General features: G+C 73.0%; 23 protein-coding genes. 9 read left to right on the top strand and 14 right to left on the bottom strand.

What is annotated here, in order from left to right; genetic code table 11:
* Nucleotides 1–11: 11 nt before the first annotated feature.
* Nucleotides 12–1,223, bottom strand: a complete 1,212-nt coding sequence (locus J421_RS08280; protein ID WP_025410711.1) for a P1 family peptidase — start codon at nucleotides 1,221–1,223, stop codon at nucleotides 12–14.
* A 124-nt stretch (nucleotides 1,224–1,347) separates the two neighbouring features.
* Here J421_RS08280 and J421_RS08275 point away from each other — a divergent pair, with 124 nt between their 5' ends.
* Nucleotides 1,348–2,292, top strand: coding sequence for a hypothetical protein (locus tag J421_RS08275; protein ID WP_025410710.1), 945 nt, complete (start codon nucleotides 1,348–1,350; stop codon nucleotides 2,290–2,292).
* Nucleotides 2,293–2,427: 135 nt separating this feature from the next.
* Here the strand turns inward: J421_RS08275 and J421_RS08270 are convergent, their stop codons facing one another.
* The 4 genes from J421_RS08270 to J421_RS08260 form a co-directional block, all read right to left on the bottom strand.
* Nucleotides 2,428–4,017 carry an MATE family efflux transporter gene (locus J421_RS08270; RefSeq protein ID WP_025410709.1) on the bottom strand — a complete coding sequence of 530 codons (1,590 nt, stop codon included), beginning with the start codon at nucleotides 4,015–4,017 and terminating at the stop codon, nucleotides 2,428–2,430.
* Nucleotides 4,018–4,120: 103 nt separating this feature from the next.
* Complete coding sequence (locus tag J421_RS34320; protein WP_260525845.1) at nucleotides 4,121–4,252, bottom strand: hypothetical protein; 132 nt, start codon at nucleotides 4,250–4,252, stop codon at nucleotides 4,121–4,123.
* Nucleotides 4,253–4,329: 77 nt separating this feature from the next.
* Nucleotides 4,330–5,991: an acyl-CoA dehydrogenase family protein gene (locus J421_RS08265; protein ID WP_025410708.1), complete on the bottom strand. Its 1,662-nt coding sequence runs from the start codon at nucleotides 5,989–5,991 to the stop codon at nucleotides 4,330–4,332.
* Nucleotides 5,992–6,014: 23 nt separating this feature from the next.
* Nucleotides 6,015–6,320: a hypothetical protein gene (locus J421_RS08260; RefSeq protein WP_025410707.1), complete on the bottom strand. Its 306-nt coding sequence runs from the start codon at nucleotides 6,318–6,320 to the stop codon at nucleotides 6,015–6,017.
* A 71-nt stretch (nucleotides 6,321–6,391) separates the two neighbouring features.
* On the opposite strand from J421_RS08260, the gene J421_RS08255 reads away from it, so the two are divergent.
* The 3 genes from J421_RS08255 (at nucleotide 6,392) to J421_RS08245 (ending at nucleotide 9,457) form a co-directional block, all read left to right on the top strand.
* The gene (locus J421_RS08255; protein ID WP_148306214.1) at nucleotides 6,392–7,765 is read left to right on the top strand and encodes a sensor histidine kinase; all 1,374 of its coding nucleotides are present in this window, start codon (nucleotides 6,392–6,394) and stop codon (nucleotides 7,763–7,765) included.
* 138 nt (nucleotides 7,766–7,903) lie between these two features.
* Nucleotides 7,904–8,359, top strand: coding sequence for an ester cyclase (locus tag J421_RS08250; RefSeq protein WP_025410705.1), 456 nt, complete (start codon nucleotides 7,904–7,906; stop codon nucleotides 8,357–8,359).
* Between the two features lie 153 nt (nucleotides 8,360–8,512).
* A complete protein-coding gene (locus J421_RS08245) occupies nucleotides 8,513–9,457 on the top strand; it encodes a PEP-CTERM sorting domain-containing protein (RefSeq protein WP_104022395.1) in 945 nt (314 codons plus the stop codon).
* Here J421_RS08245 and J421_RS08240 read toward each other — a convergent pair.
* Genes J421_RS08240 through J421_RS08225 form a run of 4 tightly spaced genes read right to left on the bottom strand, consistent with a single transcriptional unit; the run spans nucleotide 9,442 to nucleotide 13,290 of the window.
* Nucleotides 9,442–10,698: an amidohydrolase family protein gene (locus J421_RS08240; RefSeq protein WP_158508692.1), complete on the bottom strand. Its 1,257-nt coding sequence runs from the start codon at nucleotides 10,696–10,698 to the stop codon at nucleotides 9,442–9,444. The genes J421_RS08245 and J421_RS08240 overlap by 16 nt on opposite strands.
* Nucleotides 10,695–11,642, bottom strand: a complete 948-nt coding sequence (locus J421_RS08235; RefSeq protein WP_025410702.1) for an alpha/beta hydrolase family protein — start codon at nucleotides 11,640–11,642, stop codon at nucleotides 10,695–10,697. Before J421_RS08235 ends, J421_RS08240 begins: the two co-directional genes overlap by 4 nt.
* On the bottom strand, nucleotides 11,639–12,847 hold the full coding sequence (locus J421_RS08230) for an AI-2E family transporter (RefSeq protein WP_025410701.1): 1,209 nt from the start codon (nucleotides 12,845–12,847) through the stop codon (nucleotides 11,639–11,641). Before J421_RS08230 ends, J421_RS08235 begins: the two co-directional genes overlap by 4 nt.
* Entirely contained in the window at nucleotides 12,844–13,290 is a 447-nt protein-coding gene (locus J421_RS08225; protein ID WP_025410700.1) for a carboxypeptidase regulatory-like domain-containing protein, read from the bottom strand. The genes J421_RS08230 and J421_RS08225 overlap by 4 nt, the downstream gene beginning before the upstream one ends.
* Nucleotides 13,291–13,449: 159 nt before the next feature.
* Here J421_RS08225 and J421_RS34765 point away from each other — a divergent pair, with 159 nt between their 5' ends.
* From J421_RS34765 to J421_RS08210, 3 genes are read left to right on the top strand one after another with little or no spacing between them, the layout of a single operon-like run.
* The gene (locus J421_RS34765) at nucleotides 13,450–14,454 is read left to right on the top strand and encodes a 2Fe-2S iron-sulfur cluster-binding protein (protein WP_025410699.1); all 1,005 of its coding nucleotides are present in this window, start codon (nucleotides 13,450–13,452) and stop codon (nucleotides 14,452–14,454) included.
* Nucleotides 14,455–14,495: 41 nt separating this feature from the next.
* On the top strand, nucleotides 14,496–15,485 hold the full coding sequence (locus tag J421_RS08215) for an FAD binding domain-containing protein (protein WP_025410698.1): 990 nt from the start codon (nucleotides 14,496–14,498) through the stop codon (nucleotides 15,483–15,485).
* On the top strand, nucleotides 15,482–17,767 hold the full coding sequence (locus J421_RS08210) for a xanthine dehydrogenase family protein molybdopterin-binding subunit (protein ID WP_025410697.1): 2,286 nt from the start codon (nucleotides 15,482–15,484) through the stop codon (nucleotides 17,765–17,767). The genes J421_RS08215 and J421_RS08210 overlap by 4 nt, the downstream gene beginning before the upstream one ends.
* 95 nt (nucleotides 17,768–17,862) lie before the next feature.
* On the opposite strand, the gene J421_RS08205 is transcribed toward J421_RS08210, so the two are convergent.
* Together J421_RS08205 and J421_RS08200 are read right to left on the bottom strand one after the other, a co-directional pair.
* Entirely contained in the window at nucleotides 17,863–18,228 is a 366-nt protein-coding gene (locus J421_RS08205) for a rhodanese-like domain-containing protein (protein ID WP_025410696.1), read from the bottom strand.
* Nucleotides 18,229–18,322: 94 nt separating this feature from the next.
* A complete protein-coding gene (locus J421_RS08200) occupies nucleotides 18,323–19,732 on the bottom strand; it encodes a protein kinase domain-containing protein (RefSeq protein WP_025410695.1) in 1,410 nt (469 codons plus the stop codon).
* 144 nt (nucleotides 19,733–19,876) lie between these two features.
* Here J421_RS08200 and J421_RS08195 point away from each other — a divergent pair, with 144 nt between their 5' ends.
* A complete protein-coding gene (locus tag J421_RS08195; RefSeq protein ID WP_025410694.1) occupies nucleotides 19,877–20,392 on the top strand; it encodes a YIP1 family protein in 516 nt (171 codons plus the stop codon).
* A 230-nt stretch (nucleotides 20,393–20,622) separates the two neighbouring features.
* Nucleotides 20,623–21,441 carry a murein L,D-transpeptidase catalytic domain-containing protein gene (locus J421_RS08190; RefSeq protein WP_158508690.1) on the top strand — a complete coding sequence of 273 codons (819 nt, stop codon included), beginning with the start codon at nucleotides 20,623–20,625 and terminating at the stop codon, nucleotides 21,439–21,441.
* Between the two features lie 104 nt (nucleotides 21,442–21,545).
* On the opposite strand, the gene J421_RS08185 is transcribed toward J421_RS08190, so the two are convergent.
* The 3 genes from J421_RS08185 to J421_RS08175 all read right to left on the bottom strand — a co-directional run bounded on the left by J421_RS08185 (nucleotide 21,546) and on the right by J421_RS08175 (nucleotide 25,871).
* Nucleotides 21,546–24,884 (bottom strand): WD40/YVTN/BNR-like repeat-containing protein, encoded by a 3,339-nt coding sequence (locus tag J421_RS08185; RefSeq protein ID WP_025410693.1) that lies wholly within the window; start codon nucleotides 24,882–24,884, stop codon nucleotides 21,546–21,548.
* Nucleotides 24,885–25,137: 253 nt separating this feature from the next.
* Nucleotides 25,138–25,527, bottom strand: a complete 390-nt coding sequence (locus tag J421_RS08180) for a type II toxin-antitoxin system VapC family toxin (protein WP_025410692.1) — start codon at nucleotides 25,525–25,527, stop codon at nucleotides 25,138–25,140.
* A complete protein-coding gene (locus J421_RS08175) occupies nucleotides 25,524–25,871 on the bottom strand; it encodes a type II toxin-antitoxin system Phd/YefM family antitoxin (protein WP_104022392.1) in 348 nt (115 codons plus the stop codon). Before J421_RS08175 ends, J421_RS08180 begins: the two co-directional genes overlap by 4 nt.
* Between the last annotated feature and the right edge of the window lie 50 nt (nucleotides 25,872–25,921).

The raw sequence follows: 25,921 nt of genomic DNA, 5'->3' as shown, positions 1-25,921 counted from the left end.
AACGGAACACGTCAACGCGGCGCGATGCCGTGGCGCATCAGCACGGCGCGCACCCGATCGAGCGGGATCGCCTCGACGGTGCCGCCGCGCGACGTGACGGTGGTTGCCGCGAAGATCGAGTCGTAGATCGCCTCCTCGGTCGCCTCGGCGGCGGCGGCGAACACGGCAGAGAGGTCGGGGCCGTCGTTGGGCAGTTCCTCGGCGGCGACGCGCGGAGCGGAGGTGTTGCGGCGCACCTTCGGCGAGGTGGAGAACGCGATCACGTAGTCGCCGGAGCCGTTCGACGCGTACGAGCCCGTGCGGCCGAGTCCGAGCAGCGCGCGCGACGCGAGCCGCCTGAGGTTGCGGTCGCCGATCGGCGCGTCCGTCGCGACGACCATGACGATCGAGCCGTCCGCGCCCGCGTCGTCGCCGCCGCGCGTGGTGTCGCCGAGGGCGCGCACGAACGGATGGCGGCCGAGCTCCTTCCCCACCGGCGCGCCGGCGACCTGCAGCACGCCGCCGAAGTTGCTCTGCACCAGCACGCCCACGGTCCAGCCGCCTAACGACGCGGGCAGCTTGCGCGATGAGGTGCCGATGCCGCCCTTCCAGCCGAACGCGATCGTCCCCGCGCCGGCGCCGACCGTGCCCTCCGCCACCGCGCCGCTCGCCGCCGCGTCGAGCGCGGCGCGCACATGCTCGGGGCGGACGGGCCGCGAGCGGATCGCGGCGTTCAGCGTCCCGTCGTTCGTCTCGGCGACGACGGGGTTGATCGAGCGCACGCGGTCCATGCCGGGGCGGGCGAGCAGCCAGTCCACGAGCGCGTCGGCGGCGCGCCAGACGCACAGCGTGCAGGTGAGGAGCACGGGCGTCTCGAGCTCGCCGAGCTCGTTGACCTGCGTGCTGCCTAACAGCTTGCCGAAGCCGTTGCCGACGACGATGGCCGCGGGCACGCGGTCGCGAAACCAGTCGTCGCCCGGCGGCAGGATCGCGGTGACGCCCGTGCGCACGCTGTCGCCTTCGGTCACCGTCGCGTGGCCGACGCGCACGCCGTCGACGTCGGTGATGGCGTTCCAACGGCCGGGCGCGAACACGCCCGGCGCGACGCCGAGGTCGCGGGCACGCGCGCGGCCTGGCGCGACGGGAGTGGAGGACATCGGCTGGGCGGTGAGGGCACGCGCGCCGACGAGGGCGACGACCGTCGCGAGCGCCGCGTGCGTCGCCGGCATGAGGTGGGAGCGCATGCGCGCAAGCTTTCCGCGGTCGCGGCGGGCGTCAACCGGCATCGACGCCGTCGACAAACGATCCCGCGCGCGCGACTGTCCATACTGCACCGGACATGATCCCCGCCTCACCACCGGATCCGCGATGCGCCTTCGCCCTCTCCTCCTCGCGTTCCTCGCCGCACTCGCCGCGGCGCGGCCGTCGCCCGCCCAGCGCAGCCCGACGGGCCACTTCGAGCTCTCGCCGCCGTACGCGGACGAGCAGCGCGTGCACCTCATGCTGAGCGACACCGACGACTGGCGGCGCGGCTCGTCGTCGTTCGACGTCCCGGCGAGCGCGCTGCAGGGCTTCGACCTGCGGCGGCTCTCCGCCGACGGGGAGCCGGTGCGCTTCCGCCTCGTGCGCGACGCGGGCGCGATCGAGTTCACCGGACGCGTGGTCGACCGGCACGTGGTGGGGCGCTACGCCTTCGCGCCCGACGCGCGCTTCGTCGACGCGATGCGCACGCGCGGCTACGAGCGGCCCGACGAGTCGGAGCAGTTCCAGCTCGCGCTCTACGACATCGGCACGGCATTCCTCGACGAGCTGCGGACGGAGCGCTACACGCGGCCGGCGGTGGAGGATCTCGTGCGCATGGGGACGCACGGCGTGACGCTCGACTACGTGCGCGAGCTCGACGCCCTCGGCTACCGCGTCGGCACGGCGGACGCGCTCGTGACGCTGCGCGACCACGGCGTGACGCCTGGCTACGTGCGGGAGCTGAGGGACGCCGGCTACCGGTCGCTCGATGCGGACGAGCTGCGCACGCTGCGCGACCACGGCGTGAGCGCGTCGTTCGCGCGCGAGCTGTCGGCGCTCGGGCTCCCGCGGCTGTCGACCGAGGATCTGCGACGCGCGCGCGACCACGGCGTGACGGTGAACTTCGTGGACGGCATGCGGCGCGCGGGACTGGGCGGCCTGGGCATCGAGGATCTCATCCGCCTGCGCGACCACGGCGTGACGCCCGCGTTCGCGGAGACGGCGCGGCGGAACTACGACGCGCGCACCGTCTCCGAGATCATCAGGCTGCGGGACAGTGGGGTGCGGTAGTGCCGATGAAGCGGCGCTCGCACTTCGGCGCTGTTACTTCGGCGCTCGAACCGCGGCGCGGGTAAAGCGTGGGATCAGCGCCGCGGGTACAGCGCCGCCTCACCGGCGCCGAAGCATCAGCGCCGCTTCATCAAGTTACACCGTCTTCAGTTTCCACCCGCCCCGCTTGAAGAGCACCGCCGAGACGACGGCCATCACCGAGAACGCGACCGCGATCGACACGTACACGCCCGTGGGGCCGAGGCCTAACGGCTTCGCGAGCACCCAGGCCAGCGGGATCTCGAACGCCCAGAAGATCGCGAGGTTGAGCAGCGTCGGCGTGCGCGTGTCGCCGGCGCCGTTGAACGCGGCGACGAGCACCATGCCGAACGCGTAGAACAGGAATCCGCTCGCCACGATCCGCAGACACGACGCGCCGTAGCGCAGCGTCTCCGGCTCGTGCGTGAACAGCGCCACGATCCACGGGGCCGCGACGACGAACAGCACGCCGACCGCGCCGAGGAACGCGAGGTTGTAGAAGCCCGTGCGCCACACCGCCCGCTCCGCGCGCTCGGGATCGCGCGCGCCGAGCGCCTGGCCGACCATCGTCGCCGCGGCGTTCGACAGCCCCCACGACGGCAGCAGCGCGAACAGCACGACGCGGATGCCGATCGTGTACCCCGCGAGCGCCATGCTGCCGAACGTCGATACGATGCGCACGAGCCCGATCCAGCTCGCCGTGCCGATCAGCGACTGGTACACGCCGGAGCGCGCGATCGTCGCGATCTGCCGCATCACCGCGAGGTCGAGCCGGAGGTGCCGCCGCGACACCGCGACGCGGCTGTCGGGGCGCGTGAGGCGCCAGAGGGCGAACAGCGCGCCCGTGCCGCGACCGACCGTCGTCGCGATCGCCGCGCCCGTCACGCCGAGCGCGGGGAACGGTCCGAGCCCGAAGATGAGGCACGGTCCGAGCCCGATGTTGATCGCGTTCGCGAGCCACAGCACGCGCATGGCGATCGCCGCGTCGCCCGCGCCGCGGAAGATGGCATTGACGACGAACAGCGTGATCACCGACACCTCGCCACCGAGCATCACGCGCGCGTACGACGTGCCGATCGCGAGAATCCCCGGCGTCGCGCCCATGAGCGCGAGCAGCCGCGGCGCGAGCAGCACGCCCGCCGTGCCGAGCACGATGGACACGGCGAGCGCGAGGATGATCGCCTGCACCGCGCTGCCCGCCGCGCGCTCCGGATCCTTCTCGCCGATGCGCCGCGCCACGACCGCCGTCGCACCGATGGCGAGTCCCATGGCGAGCGCGTAGACGATTGTGAGCAGCGACTCCGTGAGCCCCACGGTCGCGACCGCGTCGGAGCCGAGACGGCCGACGAAGAACACGTCGCACACGGCGAAGATGCTCTCCATGGCCATCTCGAGCACCATCGGCACCGCGAGCAGCAGGATCGCGCGGCCGATGGAGCCCTGCGTGTAGTCGTGCGGCGCGCCGCGCAGGGCGTCGCGCACGCTCGACCAGAAGCCGGGCTCCTCCGGCTCGTTAGGCTCGTTAGGCTCCGACTCGGGCGCGAGGCGCAGTGGCGGCCGCTCCGACGCCGGGGGCCCCGGAGGCTCGGGTGGAGGCTTCGGTGGCGCGCGCTCGCCGCGCTCCGCCAGACGCGCGTCGCGGTGGAAGAACGTCGTGGGCGCCAGCGCGGGGAACTGCTCGAACGCGTCGAACGTCGCGGAAGACATATGACCGCTCCCTTGTCGTTGAGGAAAACGAGTCGCCCCACCTGGCCCGGATCGGCACAGGTGGGGCGACTCGTCTCGCGGAGAAGGGCGCGGTTGTCGGCGCCTATGTCTCCAGAGTCCCTGTGCGATCGATCATGACGCACGTGACGACGTCCATCCCCCACGCGCACGCCTTCTGCGCCGGCTCGGCGAGCCGGACGGCGAAGTCGGAGGTGTAGGTGGAGATCAGGCGCATCGATCGGACATTGAGGACTCTGACGTGCGCGCTTCGCGGCGCGCGGGGCAGCACAGTACGAGAGACTCGTCGTGCTGTCAATGGGTCACATCGCATTCGCGCAACAACGCGACGATATCGTGATCGGTCGCGTGCGGCCGCGGCGCGAGGTCGCGCGCGCACCATCGGCGCGCGGCAGCGGTCGCGGCCGCGGCGTCGACGTCGCCGACGCGCGTCGCCCACGTCGCGTGCTCGAGGAGCAGCGCGCCGATCACCGTTCGGCCGAGCGACATCGCGAACGCACGCGCCCCACGCTCGGCGTCGTCGCGGTCCGCGGGCCGGGCAGCGGCGAGCGCGTCGACGGCCGCGCCCACGGATGTCGCCGCGTCGGACAGCGCATCGGGAGCGGCCTGCACACGGCGCGTCGCGTCGGCGAGCAGCGCGGCGAGCGACCCGTCGCGCTCGATCGCCCGCAGCACGTCGAGGCTCAGCACGTTCGTCGTTCCCTCCCAGATCGCGAGCACCTGCGCGTCGCGCAGCAGCCGCGGCAGGCCGGTATCCTCGACGTAGCCGGCGCCGCCGAACGCCTCCAGCGTCTCGCTCGCGGCGGCGACGGCCTGCCTGCCCGTGAGCAGCTTCGCGACGGGCGTCAGCAGGCGCAGCACCGCACGCTCGTCGCCGGTCGCGTCGCCGCACTCCTCGCGGCCGAGCAGCGCCGCGACGTGCAGCACGAGCGCGAGCGCGCCGCGGGCCTCCAGCTCGAGATCGGCGAGCGTCGCGGCGTGCAGCGGCTGGTCGATCAGCGGGCGCCCGAACGCCTCGCGCCGCGTCGCATAGTCGCGCGCGAGCATCAGCCCACGGCGCATGCCGGCCGCGGCGCACACCGCGTTGTACACGCGCGTGACGTTCAGCATCTCGGCCACGGTGCGCACGCCGCGCCCGATCTCGCCGACGAGCCGCGCGGGCGCGCCGTCGAGCGTGAGCTCCGCGGTGGGGAGCGCGCGGGTGCCCAGCTTCTCCTTCAGCCGCTCGACGCGGATGCCGCGCAACGCGCCGTCGGCGTCGCGGAGCCGTACCTGGAACAGGCTGAGCCCCGCGTCGGTGCGGCCCAACGCGAGCGCCATCTGCGCCGTCGTCGCCGACGTGAACCACTTCACGCCGTGCAGCCGCCACGTGCCGTCGTCGAGCGACACGGCGACGGTGCTCGTGCGCGAGACGTCGGAGCCGCCAGTGCGCTCGGTCATCCACTGTCCCGACGTCCAGAACCGTGCGGGGTCGCGCGACGTCAGGTGCGCATACGAGTCGGCCAGCTCGGCGTCGTGCGCGCCGTGACGCGCGAGACAGCGCGCGGCGCCGTCGGTCATCGCGAGCGGGCACGAGTACGTCGCGCTCGACGGGTGGAACAGGTACAGCTTCGCGAGCTGGTGGACGCGCGACCAGCTGCCTAACGCGCGCTCGTACGCGATGGCGACGAGCCCCTCCTCCGCGGACACGCGATCGAGCGCGCGCCACGCCTCGCTCGTCTCGATGCGGTCGACGCGCCGGCCCCACGCGTCGTAGGGCACGTGGCGCGGCGGCTCGGCCTCGGCGGCGTCGGCGAGCGCGAGGAGGTCGCCGGCCGCGCGGGCGCCGAAGCGCTCCAGATCCGGCTCGACGCGCTCGTGCACGTCCGCGGGCAGCAGGCGGCGCAGCTGCGACCGCAGCGCGGCGTCGCCCGTGAACGTGTTGCCTAACGACGGTGGAGGCTGGAAGAAGGTCATGTCGGAACCGCCGTGCGCAGGCGCTAGGTCTCCCGGACGAACCACGCTCTCGCCCCGGAGAAGTCGAACACCAGCACCCCACCCTCGCCGAGCGCGAAGTGCGTCGCCACGGCGTGCGGGTGCTCGGGGTTATCGGTGCGGAGCACGTCGCCATCCACGCGATAGATGAGCCGCACCACGTGCTCGTGCCCCTCGACCACGATCGTGTAGAGCAGGCGCCCGCCGGGCCGGAACTCCATGCGCACGCCCGGCGCGAAGTCGAGCGCGGCCTCCGCCCGCAGCAGCCGCCAGCGGCCCAGCAGCCAGGGAGGTGCCTCGTGCGGGTCCATGCGCCAAAGATACAGCGCCGATACGGCCGGGGCCGCATAAGCGCGTGCCGCGTCCGGGACGTGTACTTCCCGTGACTACACGCACACGACCGCTCGCCCGGCCGAGCATCGGCGTCTGGGGGCCGTTCGTGGCCGTGATGATCGTGCTTGGCGCGCTCGCCGTCGCGCCGCTCGTCACGAGCGCGCGCGCACGTCAGCTCCGCGCCCCGCTCAGCGAGGGCGCCGAGCCGGCGCTCGTGCGCGTGAACGACCTGCAGGCGACGCTCGCCGCCGAGCTCTATGCCGCGACCGACTGGAGCCGCGGCGGCGACGGCCCTGCGCTCGGGCGCTACCGCGACGCGGTCGCCGCCGAAGGAACCGATCTCGCGTCGCTCGCCACGCTCGTGGCGCGGATCGACGCGACGAGCGCCGGCGACCTCTCGCGCGTGACCGCGGCGGTGCGGCGGTGGCACGGCCCGTCGTCGACGCAACCGCCGCCGACGACCGACGATCCGCTCGGCCTCGCGGCGCTCGACGCGGCGCAGCGGCTCGAGACCGACCTGCAGCGGTTCGCCGACGGACGGCGGCGCGACCTGCGGAGCGCGATCCAGCTCGACGTGCGCATGGCCGCCGCGCTCGTGCCGATGGCCGTCATCGGGGTCGCGCTGCTCGCGTGGACGAGCTGGCGCATGGCGTCGCTCGCGTACGTGGCCGAGGAGCGGCGCGAGCGGCTCGCCGCCGCGTCGCGCAGCCGCGAGGCGCTGTTCCGCGGCGTGTCGCACGACCTGCGCAACCCGCTCGGCGCGGCGTCGGCGTACCTGCAGCTGCTGTTAGGCACCGAGGTGTACGGCCGGCTCGGCGAGCCGCAGCGCGAGGCGATCGCGCGCGCCGATCGGCTGGTGCGCAGCGCGCTGCAGTCCACGGGCGACCTGCTCGACCTCGCGCGCGCCGACGCCGGACACCTCCCCGTACGCGGCGTGCCCGTGGCGCTCGACGTCCTCGTGCGCGAGGTGGTGGACGACCACGCCGCGGCGGCGGCGCGCGCCGGCCTCGCGCTCTCCGTGGTCGTCGACGACGGGACCGACGTCGAGCGGAAGTGGCTCGAGCTGTCGACCGATCCCGGGCGCGTCCGACAGGTGCTCACGAACCTGCTGTCGAACGCGATCAAGTACACGCCGCGGGGCGGCGCGGTGGAGGTGCGCGTGCTCCGCGCCGAGGCGACGCGCGTCGCGGTCGAGGTGCGCGACACCGGCCCGGGGATCCCGCCGGAGCACCGCGAGGCGGTGTTCGAGGAAGCGATGCGGCTGCCCGGCACGCACGCGGTCGCGCCGGGCGCGGGGATCGGGCTCGCGTCGGCGCGGCGCGTGGCGCGCGCGTTGGGCGGCGAGCTCACGGTGAGCGACGGACCGGCGGGTGGCGCCGCGTTCACGCTGTGGCTGGAGAAGCGAGCGACGACCGACGCGTGACGCGTGACGCGCGCCGCGCGCCGCGCCGCGTGCGACGCAATCCGTTCGCACCGCGTCGGCGTACTCCCCTCGCGCGTGCAGAGCGCGCCCGCCGGCACCGGCTGCCGGCCGGCCCCGGTCCACGAAGGGAGGCATTCCATGTCCAGCACCGCGACGCAGGCCCCGTCCGCCCTGTACGCCACCGCCGACGTCGACGCGACCGTGAGCGAGCTATACACCGTGTTCAACCGGCGCGACTTCGGCGCGCTCCAGCGCCTCGTCCCCGACGACGCGACGCTCACGATCATGCCGACCGGCGAGACCGTGCGCGGAGCGGCGGGCGTCGAGCAGTTCATGCGCGGCTGGGTCGACGCGTTCAGCGACGGCCACATCGAGATCGACACGCTCGCCCAGGGCGGCGACATCGTCGTCTGCGAGTTCCACGGCATCGGCACGCACAGCGGCACGCTGCGGACGCCGGTCGGCGACATCGCCGCGACGGGACGGCCGGTGAACGTGCCGTTCTGCGACGTGATCCAGCTGCGCGACGGGCGCATCGCCGCGATGCGGACCTACTTCGACGCCGCGACGTTCGCGCGGCAGTTGCAGGGCTGAGCGAGCGCGCCTAATGTGGTAGCCCGCCGCGGCTCGGCCGCGGCGGGTCGAGCGTCTCCGGTGTCGTGGTCGGAGCAGCGGCTGTCGTTAGGCATTGTCGCGCCGCGGACGTGGCCGCGGGCCCACTCCCTTCGTAACCCTGGGGGATCGACGATGAGACGACCGCTTCTCGCAGTCACGCTGTTAGGCGTCATGATCGGCGCCTCGCCCGGCGCCGCGCGCGCGCAGCGTCTGTACGGTGCGATCGGCCGTGGATCGACGGCCAATCCCGGCGGGCTGGTGATCGTCGACCAGACGAACGGCACCGAGACGCTGCTCCCCGTCATTCCGCCGCGCAATCCCGGCAACACCGGCCTCGCGTTCGGCCTCGACGGCACGCTGTGGGACACGATCATCACCGGCAACGTGTTCGGCGGCGCGCCGGTGTCGGCGTTGGGCCAGCGCGACCCGACCACCGGCGCGCTGATCGGGACACCGGTGCCGGTGAGGTTCGGCGGGCAGGGCATCGCGATCACCGACCTCGCGGTCCAGCCGGGCACCGGCACGCTCTTCGGCACCAACATCGTCGTCAGCCCGACCGCGCCGCCGGTGTCGAAGCTGTACACGATCGATCCGCTGAGCGGCGCGGCATCGCTCGTCGGCACGTTCTTCGTGCCGGGGGGACCGGCCTTCCCGATCGGCGCGCAGGCCATCGCGTTCGCGCCGGACGGCACGCTGTACCTGACGGAGCTCGTCATCGACCCGACGACCGGTATGCCGGTGGACGCGCGGCTCGACATCGTGAACCCGGCGACGGCGGCGATCCTCACACGGGGTGCCCCACTCGGCATCGGCGAGGACGGGCTGGGAGGGCTCGCCGTTCGCTTCGACGGAGCGATCTTCGCGTCGAGCGGTCCGGAAGGGAACATCTACCGCGTCGACCTGACGAGCGCCACGCTGCTCGGCACCCTCGGACAGAACGCCGGCGTCGGCGGCCCGGGCGACCTCGCGTTCGCGCCCGTGCCCGAGCCGGCGACGCTTCTCCTCCTGGCTGCCGGTCTCGTCCCGATCGCGTGGACCCGGCGTGCGCGGCGCAGCGGACGTCACGGTCGTCTGTAGACGGTCCCTCCGCGCATCACGAACACCACCCGCTGCAGCGCCGTGACGTCGGCGAGCGGATCCCCGTCGACGGCGACGAGGTCCGCGTCGAGCCCCGACGCCACGGCCCCGGCGCGGTCGGCGATGCCTAACGCGCTCGCGGCGAGCGACGCCGCGGAGACGATCGCCTCCATCGGCCCCTGACCGGCGCGCACCCGGCACACCAGCTCGTCCGCGTTGTGCCCGTGTGCGCCGGCCACGGCGTCGGTCGAGAAGATCACGCGCAGGCCCGGCGTGTGGATCGCGCGGCGGAACGTCTCGCGCGCCGTCGGCAGCGCCCGCGCGAGCACATCGAACGCGTCGGGAGAGAACCCGGAGCGCGCGTAGGTCGTGCGGTGATCCAGGTAGTTCTGGAACACCAGGCACACCTGCGGCCCGAACCACGTGCCCCGCTCCGCCATGAGCCGCAGCTCGTCGTCGGTGGCGAGCAGCCCGTGCTCGATCTCGGTGCAGCCGGCGAGCGTCGCCGCGCGCACGCTCACCGCGCTGATCGCGTGCACCACGGTGCGACGGCCCAATGACCGCGCCTCGCCGCAGATCGCCGCGAGCTGCGCGTCGCTCAGCGTCTGTCCACCGCCGCCGCCGAGGCCCTCCGACGCGAAGAGCTTGACGAGGTTCGCGCCCTGGGCGACGCGCGCGCGCACGATGGCGCGCATCGTCTCCGGCGGCGGCGACGGGTCGACGATCGGCTGCAGCGACGTGAGCACGCGCGGTCCCGCGATGCGCCGTGCCTCGATCGAGTCGCGCACCGGCCCGTCCTCGGGGCCGCCGACGCTCTGCACGGTCGTGAACCCGGCGTCGAGCATCGCGCGCGCATTGGCCGCGATCGCGCGGTACGAGTCGGTCGGCGTATCGCCGTCGTCCGGGGCGTGCAGCACGCCGCGGCGATTGAAGTACCAGCCGAGGTGCACGTGCGCATCGATGAGCCCCGGGAGCAGCGTGCGGGCGCCGAGGTCGTACGTCACCGGACCGCGCGTGCGCACGCCCGTGTCGACGCGCGCGATGCGCCCGCCCTCCACCGTCACCACGACGTCGTGCGCCGCGCCGCCGCGACCGTCGAGCAGCGTGGCCGCGCGGATAGTGATGGTCGAGTCGGGAGGGCGCTGGGGGACGGGACGGGTACACCCCCAGGCGCTCGCCGTTAGGCACGCGAGGATCCGACGTGCCGCACGCCGAGCAGTCGCGCCCCGGGCGCGGATCACCGCTCGCCCTCCCCGAGATACCTCTCCAGAAACCGCATCGTCTCCGTCCAGCTCTCCCGCCCCGCCGGCGTCTCGAGCAGCACGCCGAACGAGTGCCCGCCGGGCGGAGCGTGGAACTCGCGGTAGCGATAGAGGCCGCTCCGCACCTTCCCCGCCGCCACCATCGAGTCGCGCAGGATGTGGTTCTCGGCGATCAGCACGTCCTCGTCGTTGTCGGCGACGTGCGACAGCACCGGCGTGGCGAGCTCGCGGGCGTGCGCCGACGGCGACCGCTCCACGTACGGCCGCGGGTTCGCGGCGAGCGTGGCACCGTAGGCCGGCTGCGCGGCGAAGATCGCCTGGTACCAGTCGGGGTGCGTGCGCATGCGCGTCGGCAGGTCGGCGACGGGCACGTGCGCGACGGCGGCGCGGAACAGCCCCGGGTGACGCAGCACGGCGAGCAGCGCGATGTAGCCGCCGTGGCTGTAGCCCATGATCACCGCGCGGTCGAGATCCGCCCACGGCGCGAAGCGCGCGAGCCAGTCGCGCGCGAGCACCACGTCGTCCACCTCGCGCCCGCCGTAGTCGATCGCGGCATAGAAGCGCGGGCCGTATCCCGTGCTCCCGCGGTACTCGGGCGCGATCACCACCCAGCCGCGGCGGACGAGCGCGCGCACCTGCTCGAGATGCACCGCGTTGAAGTCGCCGTGCACGCCGCCATGCACGAACACGATCGTCGGCCGCGGATGCGTCGTGTCGCGCGGCGCGAACAGGTACGCCGGGATCGTGAGGTCGTCCGCGCCCGCGTACGCGACCTTGCGCACGAGCATCTCCCGGCCGAGCGCGGCGACGAACAGCGCGTCGGTCTGCCGCTTCTCCGCCACCTGCGCGTCGAACGGCGGCTGGGCGGCGAGCAGCAGCGCCGCGCTCAGCGCGACGAGCAGCGTCCTCGCGGCGAGTCTCACCCGCGCGCGACCCAGCGCCGCTCGGTCTCGTCGCGCCTCCCGAGGAACTCGCCGACGGCGGCGAGCGGCGCGGCGTGGTCGCAGATCGTCTTCAGCGCAGCGAGCACCGGCACCGCGATGAACGCGCCCGGCACGCCCCACATGAACCACCAGAATGCGAGCCCGACGAAGATCGCCACCGGGTTCAGCGTCAACCGGTGCCCGAGCAGCATCGGCGTCACCGCGTTCGCCTGCAGCAGGTTGATCGTCAGGAACGCGCCCGGCACGAGCAGCGCGTGCCCCACGTTGTCGAACGTCGTGAGCGCGGCGAGCAGCAGCACGAGCGTCATCACCGTCGCGCCGAGGTACGGCACGAACTCCAGCACCATGACGAGCGTGCCCCACAGCAGCGCGTTCGGCATGTCGAGCAGGTACATCGTGCCGGCGACGACCAGCCCCTCCATCAGGTTGATCAGCGTCTGCGTGAGCAGGTACGTCGAGATCGACGACTCGATCGCGCGCGCTACGGTCACCACGTCGCGCTTCGACTCCTCACGCGGTATGACCTTCACGAGCTTCTGGAGGAACAGGTCTCCCGCGGCGAGCAGGAAGTAGAGCAGGAAGATCACCTCGAGCAGCCCGGCGAGCAGCTTCTGCGTCGTGCCGAACACGCGCGACACGACGCTCGGCCCCTTCACCACCACCTCGCGCGCGCCGGTCGGCGGCGCCACGGCGGTCGCGCGCTCCACCTGCTCCGCGGTGCGCGTCACCTGCTGCACCGGACGCGTGAGCTTGCGCACCTTCGCCTGCGCGCTCGCGAGCGTCGACGGCGCCTTCGTCGCCCACCGCTGCACCGGGTCGGACAGCTGATACACGCCGAACCCCACCGCGCCGACGAGCGACAGCACGACGACCGCGGCGCCTAACGGCACCGGGATGCGCAGCCGAGCGAGCGCGCGCACCACGGGGCTCAGCAGGAAGTCGAGCAGCAGCGCGACGGTGATGGGGAGCAGGAAGTCGCGCGCGAAGTAGAGCGTGTACAGCACCGCCAGCACGGTGAGGATCGTGATCCCGGTGGAGCGGCTGCGCGCGCTCGTCAAGGCGCGACCGGTACGCGACAGGTCGGGGCGCGGCGCCACCTCGTCCACCGGCGAGGCGCGCGCCGTCGGATCCACGTCCGGCGTGAGGACCGAGGCGCCGCTCGTCGTGCCGCCGTCGGCGCTCACGGCGTGTCCCGCCGCCGCGGGCGCAGCACCACCGAGCGCACCTGGTCGGCGCGGACGATCACCACCTCGCGCAGCGGGAAGTGGTCGAGGTCGGAGAACGCGAGCGTGTACTCGCCGGGCGCGACGTCGCGCAGCGCGAAGCCGCCGCTGCGGTCGGTGGTGGCGCGCGGCATGTCGGTGCGCGGCCGCGCCGGCCCGGTGCCCAGCACCGAGTCGCGCGTGAAGTACACCGCGGCCCCCACCACGGGATACCCGGTCGCCGAGTCGGCCACCACGCCGATGATGTGCGCACGACCGGTGGGCGGCGGATCGACGTGCGGCACCCCGGTCCCCTGCACCACCGCAGGGAGCGACACCGTCCGGCAGGCGGCCGCCGCGGCGAGCAGGAGCAGACGGCGCGGCACACGGCCGACGCGGCGCGCGGTAAGACGTGCGATGGTCATGACGAACGGCTCGGGAGGCGGGCGGCGAGCGCCCGCACGGAAGATCGCATCCGCTCGCCACACGTTGCCAGCGGCGTGCCCTGCCGGCGCCAAGCACCGGACTTGCAGCCTCACGTTCACCCGTCTTCACGTCTGCCGAACGTCTCCGAGGCGCGACGCATGCCGCTGCTCTCTCCTCCGCTCGGGCGCGACCCGCTGGCCGAGCTCCGTGGGCACCCGGTCGTCATCGTGTTCTGCCCGCCAGGCTGGGATCCGGCGCGCACGACGCTCGTCGACACGTACAACCGGCTCGTCGCCGAGGTCGCGGGCCCGGCCGGCGCGCGGCTGCTCGGCATCGCCGGCGAGGGACCGTGGCGCGAGCTGTCGTTCGGCGACGGCGCCGTCGCGCTGCCGGTGCTCGCGGACGACGGCGCGCTCGCGCATCGCTTCGGCGTCACGAGCGGGACCGCAGTGGTCGTGCTCGACTCGGCGGGCGACGTCCGCTGGCGACACGACGCCGACACGCTCCCGTCCCCGGGCGACGTCGCACGCGCCCTCGCCGCCCTGTCGCCGCCGAGCGTCGAGCGCGGCGGCGTCTCCCGGCGCGACTTCGTGGCCACGGCGCTCGCCGCGAGCGCGGCGCTCCTGCTGCTGCGCGACGCGCGCGCGGCCGAGGCGGCGCCGGTGCGCGCGCCCGGCACGATGCCGGTGGCGCTGCGCGTGAACGGTCGTGCGCTGTCGCTCGAGCTCGAGCCGCGCGTCACGCTGCTCGACGCGCTGCGCGAGCACGCGGGGCTCACCGGCAGCAAGAAGGGGTGCGACCACGGCCAGTGCGGCGCGTGCACCGTGCACGTCGACGGACGCCGCGTGCTGTCGTGCCTCACGCTCGCCGTCATGGCGCAGGGGAAGGCGATCACGACGATCGAGGGGCTCGCCGCGACGGCGGACGGCGACCTGCATCCCATGCAGCGCGCGTTCATCGCGCACGACGGCTTCCAGTGCGGCTACTGCACGCCGGGACAGATCATGTCCGCCGCGGCGATGCTGCGCGAGCCGTGGGGCCCCGCCGACGACGACGTGCGCGAGGCGATGAGCGGCAACCTCTGTCGCTGCGGCGCGTACCCGGGCATCCTCGCCGCCGTGCAGGAAGCGCGGCGGAGCTCGGCCGCGGCTGGACAACATTGAGCCGCAGATTACGACCTTCACGCAGCCAGTGAGCGGTCCCCATGATCCCGTTCGAGTACGCCAGAGCGACGAACGTCGACGAGGCCGTGCGAGCCGGTCGCGAGCCGCGCACCCGGTTCATCGCCGGCGGCACGACGCTCGTCGACCTCATGAAGCTCCACGTCGAGACGCCGGAGCGCGTCGTCGACATCACGGCGCTGCCGGCCGCCGACGCGGCGCTCGCCGCGATCGCCGAGCTGCCTAACGGCGGGCTGCGGCTCGGCGCGCTCGCGCCGATGAGCGACACGGCGTGGGACCCGCGCGTGCGCGAGCGCTATCCGATGGTGAGCCAGTCGCTGCTCCTCGCCGCCTCCGGCCAGCTCCGCAACATGGCCACGCTCGGCGGCAACGTGCTGCAGCGCACGCGATGCTGGTACTTCCGCGACACCGCGTCGCCATGCAACAAGCGGGAGCCGGGCACCGGCTGCTCGGCGCTCCACGGCCCGAACCGCATGCATGCGGTGCTCGGCGGCAGCGCGCACTGCATCGCCACGCATCCGTCCGACTTCGCCGTCGCGCTCGCGGCGCTCGACGCGACCGTGCGGGTGCGCGGCGAGGCGACGCGCACGATCCCGTTCACCGAGCTCCACGTGCTGCCCGGCGCGCACCCGGAGCGCGAGACCGTGCTGCGACCGGGCGAGCTGATCACGGCGATCGACCTGCCGCCGCTGCCGTTCGCGCGCCGCTCGCTCTACCTCAAGGTGCGTGACCGCGCAAGCTACGCGTTCGCCCTCGCGGCCGCGGCGGTCGCGGTGGACGTGCGGAACGGCACGATCCGCGACGCGCGCGTCGCGCTCGGCGGCGTGGGCACGAAGCCGTGGCGCTCGCGCGAGGCGGAGCGCGCGCTCGTCGGACGGCCGCCGACGGAGGCCACGTTCCGCGCCGCGGCGGAGGCGGCGCTGCGCGGCGCCGTGCCGCACGGCGACAACGCGTTCAAGATCGACCTCGCGAAGCGCACCCTCGTGCGCGCGCTGACGGAGGTGACGGCATGACGACGCGCGACGACGCCGTCGGCCGGCCGCTCGAGCGCGTCGACGGGCGACTGAAGGTGACCGGCGCGGCGCGCTACGCCGCGGAGATGCCGGTCGCGGGCGTGGCGCACGCGGTGCTGATCACGAGCACCGTCGCGCGCGCACGCATCCAGGCGATGGACACGAGCGCCGCCGAGCGCGCGCCGGGCGTGCTGAAGGTGCTCACGCCGTTCAACGCGCCGCGGCTGCCCGGCGCGCCGCGCCCCGGGCCGCAGGAGCCGCCCGCGCCGCCCGCGCCGGCGCCCACCGGCACCGGTGCGCAGGGTCCCGCGGCGCGCGGCGCCGTGATGCGCGTGCCGACGCTGCTGCAGGACGAGCACGTGCGCTACAACGGCCAGCCGATCGGCGTCGTAGTCGCGGAGACGTTCGAGCAGGCGCTCGCCGCCACGCATCTGGTGACCGTGCGCTACGCCGCGGAGCGCCCCGTGCTCGACATGGCGTCGGCGCCGAAGAACCCGCCCGAGAAGGTGCACCCGTTAGGCGGCGAGCGCGCGACGCATCGCGGCGACGTGGCACGCGGGCTCGCCGATGCGGTGGTGCACGTCGAGCACACCTACACGACGCCGCTCGAGAACCACAACCCGATGGAGCCGCACAACACCGTCGCGGTGTGGGAGGGCGACGCGCTCACGCTCTACGACTCCACGCAGGGGATCACGAGCGTGCGCAACACGGTGGCGCAGCACTTCGGCGTGCCGCGCGAGAAGGTGCGCGTCGTGTCGCACTTCACCGGCGGCGGCTTCGGGAGCAAGGGCGGGCCGTGGTCGCACCAGAGCCTCGCCGCGATGGCCGCGCGCGAGACGGGACGGCCGGTGAAGCTCGTGCTGACGCGCCGGCAGATGTTCGGCCCCGTCGGTGGACGGCCACGCACGGTGCAGCGGGTGACGTTGGGCGCCGACCGCTCCGGCGCGCTCACCGCGATCCGCCACACGAGCACGTCGAACACGTCGACGCTCGAGGACTGGATCGAGCCCGCGCTGAACCAGACGAAGATCCTCTACGCGTGCCCGAACCTCGAGGCGGTGTACGACGTCGTGCGGCTCAACGTCGGCAGCCCCACGTTCCAGCGCGCGCCCGGCGAGTCCACCGGCACGTTCGCGCTGGAGAGCGCGATGGACGAGCTGGCGATCGCGCTCGAGATGGACCCGATCGAGCTGCGGCTCCGCAACCATGCCGACACGGACCCCGAGACGGGGCACCCGTGGTCGAGCAAGTCGCTCCGCGAGTGCTACCGCGCCGCGGCGGAGCGCTTCGGGTGGTCGAAGCGGACCGCCGCGCCGCGATCGATGCGCGACGGCCGCGCGCTCGTCGGCTGGGGCATGGCGACGGCGACGTATCCGGCGCGCCGCAACCCGGCGTCGTGCACGGCGCGCATGCTCCCCGACGGCCGCGCGTGGGTGCGCGCGGGGACGCAGGAGATCGGCTGCGGCACGTACACGTCGATGACGCAGGTGGCGGCCGACGCGTTAGGCATCGCCCCCGATCGGGTCCGCTTCGAGCTCGGCGAGACGGACATGCCGGAGAACCCGGCGTCGACCGGCTCGGTGACGATGGCGTCGACCGGCACCGCGGTGCACGACGCGGCCTCCGCGCTCCGCCGCCGGCTCGTGCAGCTCGCGGTCACGGACCCCGCGTCGCCGCTGAGTGGTGCAGCGGAGGGCGACGTCGTCGCGCGCGACGGACGACTCTCGCTCGCGTCGGACGCCTCGCGCGGCGAGAGCTACGAGGCGCTCATGGCGCGGCAGAGCGGCCGCGTCGTCGAGGTGACCACGAGCACGCGGGCGGGCCCGGAGGCGCAGCAGTACGCGATGCACTCGTTCGGTGCCGTGTTCGCCGAGGTGCACGTGGACGAGGACCTCGGCACCATCCGCGTGCCGCGCGTCGTCACCGCGCACGGTGTGGGACGCATCGTGAACCCGCAGACGGCGCGCAGCCAGATCGTGGGCGGCGTGGTGTGGGGCGTCGGCATGGCGCTGCTCGAGGAGACGCTCGTCGATCCGCGCACGGGGCGCTACCTGAACGCGGACCTCGCCGAGTACCACGTGCCCGTGAACGCCGACATCGGCACGATCGACACGATCTTCGTCGACGAGAACGACCCGCACGTGAGCGCGATCGGCGCGAAGGGCGCCGGCGAGATCGGCATCACCGGCGTGGCGGCGGCGATCGCGAACGCCGTGCACCACGCGACGGGCGTGCGGGTTCGGGACCTTCCCATCACGCTGGACAAGATTCGGCGCTGATGAGGCGCGCTGATGGTCCGGCGCTGACACTGCGGCGCTGATACGTCGCGTTACCAGCGCCGCCGTTTCAGCGCCGGACCATCAGCGCCGCCTCATCAGCCGCGCACCACCGGAAGTTCCGCCGCCTGCCACGCGCGCCACCCGCCGGCGACGGAGTGCACGTTCGTGTATCCCATCCGCTGCAAGGCGTCGGCGGCGAGGGCGGAACGGTAGCCGCCACCGCACATGAGCAGCAGCTCGGCGCCGGTGTCGGGAACGAGCCGCTCGATGTCGCGCTCGATGACGCCCTTGCCGAGGTGCTCGGCCCCGGCCGGGTGCGACGCGTCCCACTCGCGGTCCTCGCGCACGTCGAAGAAGCGCGCGCCCGCCGACACGCGGCGCGGCACGTCGGTCACGGCGATCTCGTGCACGCGTGCGCGCGCCTCGTCGACGAGGCGCAGGAAGCCGGGGGAGTGGTCCATGAGAGGCGCTCGGAGCGAGCCGTCGGGCGGAACGACGAACGGGATGCGATCACCTTAAGCGGTGACCGCATCCCGTGGAACGCTGCGGCGGGCGTCAGCGAAGGGCCGGGATCGTGTCGGGCTTCGCCGTGCTGTCCGGCTTCGGCTTCGCCGCCTTCCGCGTCGTGTCCGACGTCGAGCTCGGACGCGCCGAGTCGCGCGCCGGAGCCGACGGCGTGGGCAGGCTCGGCACGGTCGGCGCGGCCGCGGGGCGCGGCGCCGCGGCGCTGTCGCGTGCCGCGCGGGCCGAGTCGTCGGCGAGGACGCGCGCGCGCTCGGCCGCCTGGCGGATGCGAGCCGACTCCGCGGCCGCGGCGGCGCGCGCCGACTGCATCTCGGCGTCCGACGGCGGGTACGCGGGCGACGGCGCGGGGGCCGTCGTGGCGGCCGGCGTCGTGGGCATCGTCGACGTCGTCGGCTCGGGCGCCGGTGCCGGCATCGGCGTGGCTGGCAGCGGCGTGTAGTAGCCGTAGCCGGTCGCCGGCGTCGTCGGGATCGGCGGCGGGACCGGGTTCGACCGGACGGCCGCGCTCGACATCGTGGTGTCGGTGGTCACGTCGCCCGCCGACGTGGTGGTCGTCAGCGAGTCGAGCCACGGACCGGTCGCGACCCGTCGGTCCTTGCGGCCGGTGAGCGCGGTGAGCGCGGCGCCGCCGGCCACGAGCACGGCGAGGATGAGCATCACGAGCGCCATCGTCTTGCCGCGCCCCCACTTCCGCGGGCGCTCGGACCACACCGGGAGCACCGGCACCGCCGGCTCGCGGCGCGCCGAGATCGGGCCGAGCTCCACCGGGCGCGCGGTGCCGACGGTCGGCTCCGCGGCGGCCCGATGCGCTGCCGCGGCGGCCGCGGCAGCCGCTGCCGCTGCCGCCGCGCTCGTGGACGCGTCCGCACTCGCGGCGCCCGCCGCCGTCGACGCCGCCGCCTGCCGCCCGGGCGTCTCGGTGACCGTCCCGTCGAGCGCGGCGAGCATCTGCGTCGCGGTCTGCCACCGCTCGTCGGGCGCCTTGCGGAGCGCGCCCTCGATGGCGACGCGGAGCGTGTCGGGCAGCCCGTCGCGGATGCCGGCGAGCGGCGGCAGCTCGCGCTCCTGCTGATGGAGCACGACGTCGCTCAGGCTCTCCCCCGCCCACGGCGTGTGGCCGGTGAGCATCTCCCAGCCAAGCAGACCCAGCGTGTAGACGTCGCTGCGCGGGTCGGCGGGGTCGCCGTCGATCCGCTCGGGAGCGAGGTACGCCGGCGGGAGGAGCGCCGCGGCGGTCGTGTCGGCCGCCGGCGGGCCGAGGTGCGCCGCGCCGCTGGCGTCGATGAAGACGGATTGTGGCGTGATGGCGCCGTGTGCCTGTCCGGTCGAGTGGAGCGGCTCGAGCGATCGGGCGAGGCCGGCGAGCAGCCGGGATGCGTGCTCGAACGACAGTCGTCCGTCGGAGCGCAGCAGATCCCGGAGGGTGCGATCGGAGTCCATGGGTGACATGCCTCCTTCCAATGCCTACGCCATGCCAGAAACCCGGCCGAGGCCGTTCCACTTTGGCGATCTGCGACACACTTTCCGCCGACCCGCGTAGTGTCTCCGACTCCCACTCTTCGGACCCTAGATACAGAGGCAAGCATGGCCGAATTCGGATCGAGTCGCTCGATCGTCGACCGGATGCGCGGGGCCGCCGCGCTCGACGTCGCCACCTACGAGGAGGTGGAAGCGGACGTCAACGCCACCGGGCAAGCGGCCATCGTCGTGGTGATCGCGGCCATCGCGGCCGGGATCGGGGCCTGGCGGTTCGGACCCGGGCACATCATCGGCTCCGTGGTCAGCGAGCTGCTCGGCTGGGCGTCGTGGGCGGCGATCACCTACTGGATCGGGACGCGCTTCTTCGGCGGGACCGCCACCTGGGGCGAGCTCGCCCGCACGCTCGGCTTCGCCCGCTCCCCGGGCGTGCTGTTCGTGCTCGGCATCATCCCGGGGCTCGGGCTGCTCGTGTGGCCGATCGTCGGGATCTGGATCCTCGTCGCCGGGATCATCGCGATCCGTCAGGCGCTGGACATCGACACCGGCAAGGCCGTGCTCGTCGCTCTGTGTGGCTGGGCGGTGAACTTCATCATCCACTGGCTGCTGAGCGGGCTGCGGTAAGCACTGCTCTGTGAGTTGAACCGCCGAGGACGCAGAGGGCCGCAGAGGACTGCACTTGTCTTGGCAGTCCTCTGCGGCCCTCTGCGTCCTCCGCGGTCAATTCACAGAGAGGACTGACGCACCGGTCAGGAAGCGTCGTAAGACGGCATCCGGCAAGGCGTTATCGCGGCGGGAACGCCCTAGATTTCGAGGTGTTCGACCTCCCCGAAGACTCCCGCCTCGAGATGCCCATGCGCCGACCCTCCTCCCGGACGATCGTCAAGCACGCGCTGCTGGCCGCGACCGCCGCGCTCACCGTCGGCGCGCGCTATCTGCCGACGCCGCAGCAGAACGGCCCGGTGCTGACGAAGGCGGTCGAGCTCGTCGGCGGGGCGGCCCCGGCCGCGGTCGCCGCGCTCACGAGCGACCCGTCGAGCGCGGTCGGCGCGGAGACGAAGAACGCGGTCGACGTGCTCGGCGCGACGGTGCGCGGGCTCAGCCACCCGCAGGCGCTCGAGGACGCGTTCCGCAGCTATTTCGCGTTCAAGGCGGCGCACCCCGACGCGGTGAAGAAGCCGCTGCTCTACTTCGTGGACTACGGGCTCTCGAACACGACGCCGCGCGGTTACGTGTTCGACATGGAGAGGCTCGCGGTCGTCGACGGCCCGTTCATGGTGGCGCATGGCCGCGGCTCGTCGGGCGCGTCGAACGGCGTGCCGACGCGCTTCTCGAACGGCTTCGGCGCGGCGACGACGTCGTTGGGCCTGTACGTGGCGCAGGAGCTGTACGGCTTCGTCGGCCACGCGGGCGGCGGCACGTACTCGTCGATCGGCCTGCGCCTCAAGGGCGTCTCGGAGGGCTTCAACGACAACGCCCGCGCCCGCGGTGTCGTGGCGCACGGCGCCCCGTACGTGACGGCGACGCGCGCCGGCCGCAGCGAGGGGTGCCCCGCGGTGGATCAGGCGCGCGCGAAGGAGCTGCTGCCGAAGCTCGCGAACGGCGCGCTGGTGTTCCTGTTCGCGCCGAACGCGGACTGGATGCAGCACGATCCCTGGGTGAACAACGGCTGAGGGCAGGAGGGCAGCAGGGCAGGAGGGCACGCGCGAAACGCGCGAGGGCAGGAGCCTGATGGCTCTCCTGCCCTCGTTTCGTGCCCTCCTGCCCTCCTGCCCTCTCAGTCGTCCATCGAGACGCGCGGGGCGGCGGGCGCCTTCAGCTCGGTCGTCGACGGCACGATCTCCGGCAGGCCTAACCGACGCAGCTCGGCGTTCACCGGCGGCAGCTTGGTCGACAGCGTGTTGCGCAGCGCGCCGAGCTGCACGTCGAGCAGACGCGAGAGCGTGTCGAGCACGACGTAGCTCTGGCGCGTGGGCCGGCCGTCGGCGCTCTGCACGACGCCCATGAGCGCGGCGATGCGGTTGTTCAGCCGGATCGGGAAGTTGAGCGGGTCCTGCGAGCTCTGATTCCGGACCTGGTAGATCTCCTCCTCGGTGGCCGAGAGCGGGTTCGCGAGCGCGGAGGAGAGCGACGTGAAGTTCGTGCGGTCGGACGCCGGCACGCGCGTCGCGCGGTCGGCGAGCTGCGCCTTCACGTTGCGGATGGTGCGCACCGCATTGTTCGCGTCGCTGAGCCGGTCGCGGATCTTCAGCGCGAGCGTCGACTGCGCGGCGTAGTCGGCGGCGGTGGCCTTCGAGCGCGGATCGGCCTTCACGGCGAACGTCTGCGTCTGCGCCGGGCCGTCGCCGACCTTCATCCGCACCGCGTACGTCCCCGGCGGCACGATCGGGCCGGTGGTGCCGCCCGCCCACATGATGAGGTTCTCGAACCGCGCCGCATCGGGATACCGGAGGTCCCACGCGAACTGGTTGAGCCCCGCCTTGTTAGGCACCCGCGGCGCGCGCGGCCCGCGGCGCTGCAGCTCCTCGAAGTCCACCTGCTGCCCCTCGCCGCTCATGCCGCCGGCGGCCTCGGGGTTCGGCGTCGCCGGGACGCCGCCGGCGCGGCGCACGGAGTCGGCGCGCGCGCGGCGCGTGCTGTCGGCGCGCACGGAGTCGGCCAGCCCCGCGCTGTCGAGCCGCGACGTGAAGCTCTTGATCACGGCGCCCTTCGCGTCGAGGAAGTCGAGCGTCACGTCCTGGTTCGCCCGCGCCAGCTTGTAGTAGACGATCGCACCGTTAGGCGGGTTGGCGCCGCTCGGGTGCGCGCCGCGGTCGCCGCCGGCCCCGCCCCCGCCCCAGCTCACGCGGTACGTGTCGCGCGGCTTGTACAGGTGCGTCGCCGCCGTCGCCACCTGCGGCGTGAGCTGCCGCAGCGCGGAGAGGTCGTCGATGATCCAGAACGAGCGGCCGTGCGTCGCGGCGATGAGGTCGCCCTCCTTGATCATGAGATCGTGCACCGGCACGGGCGGGAGGTTGAGCCGCAGCGACTGCCAGTGCCCGCCGTCGTCGAACGACACCCACACGCCGCGCTCGGTGGCGGCGTAGAGCAGCCCGCGCCTAACTGGATCCTCGCGGATGGCGCGCGTGAACTCCTCCGGCGGGATGCCGTCGACGATGCGCGTCCACGTCTTCCCGTAGTCGGCGGTCTTGTAGAGGATCGGCCGCAGGTCGCCGAGCCCGTACCGGTTCGCCGCGACGTACGCGACGGCCGGATCGTGCGGCGACGCCTCGACGAGCGAGATGCGCGTGAAGTCGCCGATGTCCTTCGGCGTGACGTTCGTCCACGTGCCGCCGTTGTCGCGCGTGACGTAGATGTAGCCGTCGTCCGACCCGGTCCAGATCACGCCCTTCAGCTTCGGCGACTCGGCGATGGTGAAGATCGTCGCGTACGTCTCGACGCCCGTCTGGTCCTTCGTGATCGGGCCGCCGGAGGGGCCCATCGTCTTCGGGTCGTGGCGCGTGAGGTCAGGGCTGATGATGTCCCAGCTCTGCCCGTTGTTCGTCGTCCGGAAGACGCGCTCGCCGCCGGCGTAGATCACCGTCGGGTCGTGCGGCGAGTAGACGATCGGGTACGTCCACTGGAAGCGGTGCAGCAGGTCCTCCGCGGAATGGCCCATCGGGTTGTCGGGCCACGGATTGACCTGCGTCTCCTGCTCGGTGCGCATGTTCTTGCGCGTGAGCAGGCCGCCGTAGCTGCCGGCGAACGCGATGTCGGGGTTCAGCGGATCCACGGCGATGTAGCCGCTCTCGCCGCCGCCGGCGTCCTTCCACATGGAGATGTCGATGCCGCCCGGCCACCGGCTCGGCCCGCACAGCGTGGAGTTGTCCTGCTGCGCGCCGCAGATGCGGTACGGGAACTCGTTCGTCGTCGTGACGTGGTAGAACTGCGCCGTCGCGAAGTCCTGCTCGCTCCAGCTCTGCCCGCCGTTGAACGACACGTTCGAGCCGCCGTCGTTCGCCTCGATCATGCGCTTCGGGTCGTTCGACGCGATCCACAGATCGTGGTTGTCGCCGTGCGGCACCGGGATGGCGCGGAACGTCTTGCCGCCGTCGGTCGAGCGGTAGAAGCCCGTGTTCAGCGCGTACATGGTGTTCGCGTCCTTCGGGTCGGCGAAGATGCGCGAGTAGTACCAGGCGCGCTGCCGCATGCGCCGGTCCTCGTTCATCTTCGTCCACGTGCCGCCGCCGTCGTCGGAGCGAAACAGGCCGCCCGAGTCGGCCTCGATCTGCGCCCACACGCGCTGCGGGTTCGCGGGCGAGACCGTTAGGCCGATGTTGCCCCACGGCCCGCGCGGGAGCCCGGTGGTGCCGGTGAGCTCCGTCCACGTCTCACCGCCGTCGACGGACTTGAAGATGCCGCTCCCTCTGCCGCCGGAGCTCATCGTCCACGAGTTGCGGTACGCCTGCCAGAGCGCGGCGTAGAGCACGTTCGGGTTCGTCGGATCGACGACGAGTTCGCTCGCGCCGGTGGAGTCGTTGCGGAACAGCGTGCGCCGCCACGACTTGCCGCCGTCGGTGCTCTTGAAGACGCCGCGCTCGGGGTTCGGCCCCCAGAACGCGCCCTGCGCGGCGACCCACACGATGTCGGGGTTCGTCGGGTGCACGCGGACGCGCGAGATCTGTCGCGTCTCCTTCAGCCCCATGAACGTCCACGTCTTGCCGGCGTCGGTGGACTTCCACACGCCCTCGCCGTGCGAGACGTTGCCGCGGATCGGGTACTCGCCGGTGCCGACGTAGACGATGTCGGGATTCGACTCGGCGACGCCGATGTAGCCGATCGGGCCGCCGAAGTATTTGTCGGTGATCGGGCTCCACGTGATGCCGCCGTCGGTGGTCTTGAACACGCCGCCGCCGGTGGTGCCCATGTAGTACTCGTAGGGGCGCGCGGCGCTGCCGGCGACGGCGACGGAGCGCCCACCGCGGTACGGCCCGATCTCACGCCACTTCAGGCCGGCCCAGAGCGTGGAGTCGTAGCGCGCCTGCGCCGGGGCGATCGACGGCAGGGCGAGGAGCGCGAAGGAGAGCGCCGAGCGCAGACGGCGGCGCCACGGGGCTGGGGGGAGGAAGCTGGACACGCGGACATCTCCTGAGGACGGACGACGCGATGCGTTTCGCGCCGGAGAGTCTATTCGCGTGGCACGGCCGGCGGGAGGACTGCTTGGCTGTGCGAGTCGACCGCAGAGCACGCGGAGGGCCGCAGAGAACATCAACAGCAAATACCTGGGGATGAAAGGATCCCAGGATCCCCGAGGATCCTTTCATCCCCAGATCTTTTTGCCGTTCGAAGAGGCAGTCCTCCGCGGCCCTCTGCGTCCTCTGCGGTTCAACTCAGGTCCACCGCACCGGCAGCGCGTAGGGCGCGAACGACCGGTCGTGCGTCACGAGCGTGAGCCCCTCGTGCAGCGCCTGCGCGGCGAGCATGCGGTCGAACGGATCGCGGTGGTGGTGCGGGAGGTTCGCGACGCGCTCGACGTGGTCGAGCGAGACCGGCAGCACCGTGAAGTGGTTCACCGTGACTGCGTATCGCAGCGACACGCCGACGCGGAGCTTCCCGATCGACGCCTTGATCGCCAGCTCCCACAGCGACGCCATGCTGACGTAGACCTCGGGGGCGTCGAGGATGGCGCGACGCGTGCCGGAGCGGACGCGCTCATCTCCCATCGACCACCAGAGGAATACGTGGCTGTCGAGCAGCAGCCGCTCCGCGGTGGCCGTCACGGCGGCATCTCCTCGTCGACGTCGGGCGGGAAGATCACCGGGTCGTCGAAGAACTTCTGGATGTCCGGAGGCAGCGGGTCGTCGAAGTCGTCGGCGACCCAGATCTGCTCCTTCAAGAGTCCGGGCGTGCGCTTCGGCGGCGCCGGCGGCATCGGCACCAGTCGCGCCATCGGAGTCCCCGCCTTGGCGATGACGATCTCCTCCCCGTCCGCCGCGCGGTCGACGAGCTCCGACAGGCGGGTCTTGGCCTCGTAGAGATTGACCGTGTGCGGCTCGCTCACGCGCGACGGGCGCGACTTCGCGCTCGCGGCGTGCTTCGTGGCCGCTGGCCTGCGCTTCTTCATGGCGCGCCTCCTCCCGCGACAATCTGGAGGGGCGGCCGGGTTTGGTCAAA

Origin of the sequence: Gemmatirosa kalamazoonensis, assembly GCF_000522985.1 — a bacterium.
In the GTDB taxonomy this organism is placed as follows: Bacteria; Gemmatimonadota; Gemmatimonadetes; order Gemmatimonadales; family Gemmatimonadaceae; genus Gemmatirosa; species Gemmatirosa kalamazoonensis.
This window is presented reverse-complemented; position numbering and strand designations above follow the sequence as displayed.

What these genes read in the sequence shown, in the direction of transcription:
- J421_RS08280 (WP_025410711.1), bottom strand. Translation starts at nt 1,223, where the DNA reads ATGCGCTCCCACCTCATGCCGGCGACGCACGCGGCGCTCGCGACGGTC.
- J421_RS08275 (WP_025410710.1), top strand. Translation starts at nt 1,348, where the DNA reads ATGCGCCTTCGCCCTCTCCTCCTCGCGTTCCTCGCCGCACTCGCCGCG.
- J421_RS08270 (WP_025410709.1), bottom strand. Translation starts at nt 4,017, where the DNA reads ATGTCTTCCGCGACGTTCGACGCGTTCGAGCAGTTCCCCGCGCTGGCG.
- J421_RS34320 (WP_260525845.1), bottom strand. Translation starts at nt 4,252, where the DNA reads ATGCGCCTGATCTCCACCTACACCTCCGACTTCGCCGTCCGGCTCGCC.
- J421_RS08265 (WP_025410708.1), bottom strand. Translation starts at nt 5,991, where the DNA reads ATGACCTTCTTCCAGCCTCCACCGTCGTTAGGCAACACGTTCACGGGC.
- J421_RS08260 (WP_025410707.1), bottom strand. Translation starts at nt 6,320, where the DNA reads ATGGACCCGCACGAGGCACCTCCCTGGCTGCTGGGCCGCTGGCGGCTG.
- J421_RS08250 (WP_025410705.1), top strand. Translation starts at nt 7,904, where the DNA reads ATGTCCAGCACCGCGACGCAGGCCCCGTCCGCCCTGTACGCCACCGCC.
- J421_RS08245 (WP_104022395.1), top strand. Translation starts at nt 8,513, where the DNA reads ATGAGACGACCGCTTCTCGCAGTCACGCTGTTAGGCGTCATGATCGGC.
- J421_RS08225 (WP_025410700.1), bottom strand. Translation starts at nt 13,290, where the DNA reads ATGACCATCGCACGTCTTACCGCGCGCCGCGTCGGCCGTGTGCCGCGC.
- J421_RS34765 (WP_025410699.1), top strand. Translation starts at nt 13,450, where the DNA reads ATGCCGCTGCTCTCTCCTCCGCTCGGGCGCGACCCGCTGGCCGAGCTC.
- J421_RS08215 (WP_025410698.1), top strand. Translation starts at nt 14,496, where the DNA reads ATGATCCCGTTCGAGTACGCCAGAGCGACGAACGTCGACGAGGCCGTG.
- J421_RS08210 (WP_025410697.1), top strand. Translation starts at nt 15,482, where the DNA reads ATGACGACGCGCGACGACGCCGTCGGCCGGCCGCTCGAGCGCGTCGAC.
- J421_RS08205 (WP_025410696.1), bottom strand. Translation starts at nt 18,228, where the DNA reads ATGGACCACTCCCCCGGCTTCCTGCGCCTCGTCGACGAGGCGCGCGCA.
- J421_RS08200 (WP_025410695.1), bottom strand. Translation starts at nt 19,732, where the DNA reads ATGGACTCCGATCGCACCCTCCGGGATCTGCTGCGCTCCGACGGACGA.
- J421_RS08195 (WP_025410694.1), top strand. Translation starts at nt 19,877, where the DNA reads ATGGCCGAATTCGGATCGAGTCGCTCGATCGTCGACCGGATGCGCGGG.
- J421_RS08190 (WP_158508690.1), top strand. Translation starts at nt 20,623, where the DNA reads ATGCGCCGACCCTCCTCCCGGACGATCGTCAAGCACGCGCTGCTGGCC.
- J421_RS08175 (WP_104022392.1), bottom strand. Translation starts at nt 25,871, where the DNA reads ATGAAGAAGCGCAGGCCAGCGGCCACGAAGCACGCCGCGAGCGCGAAG.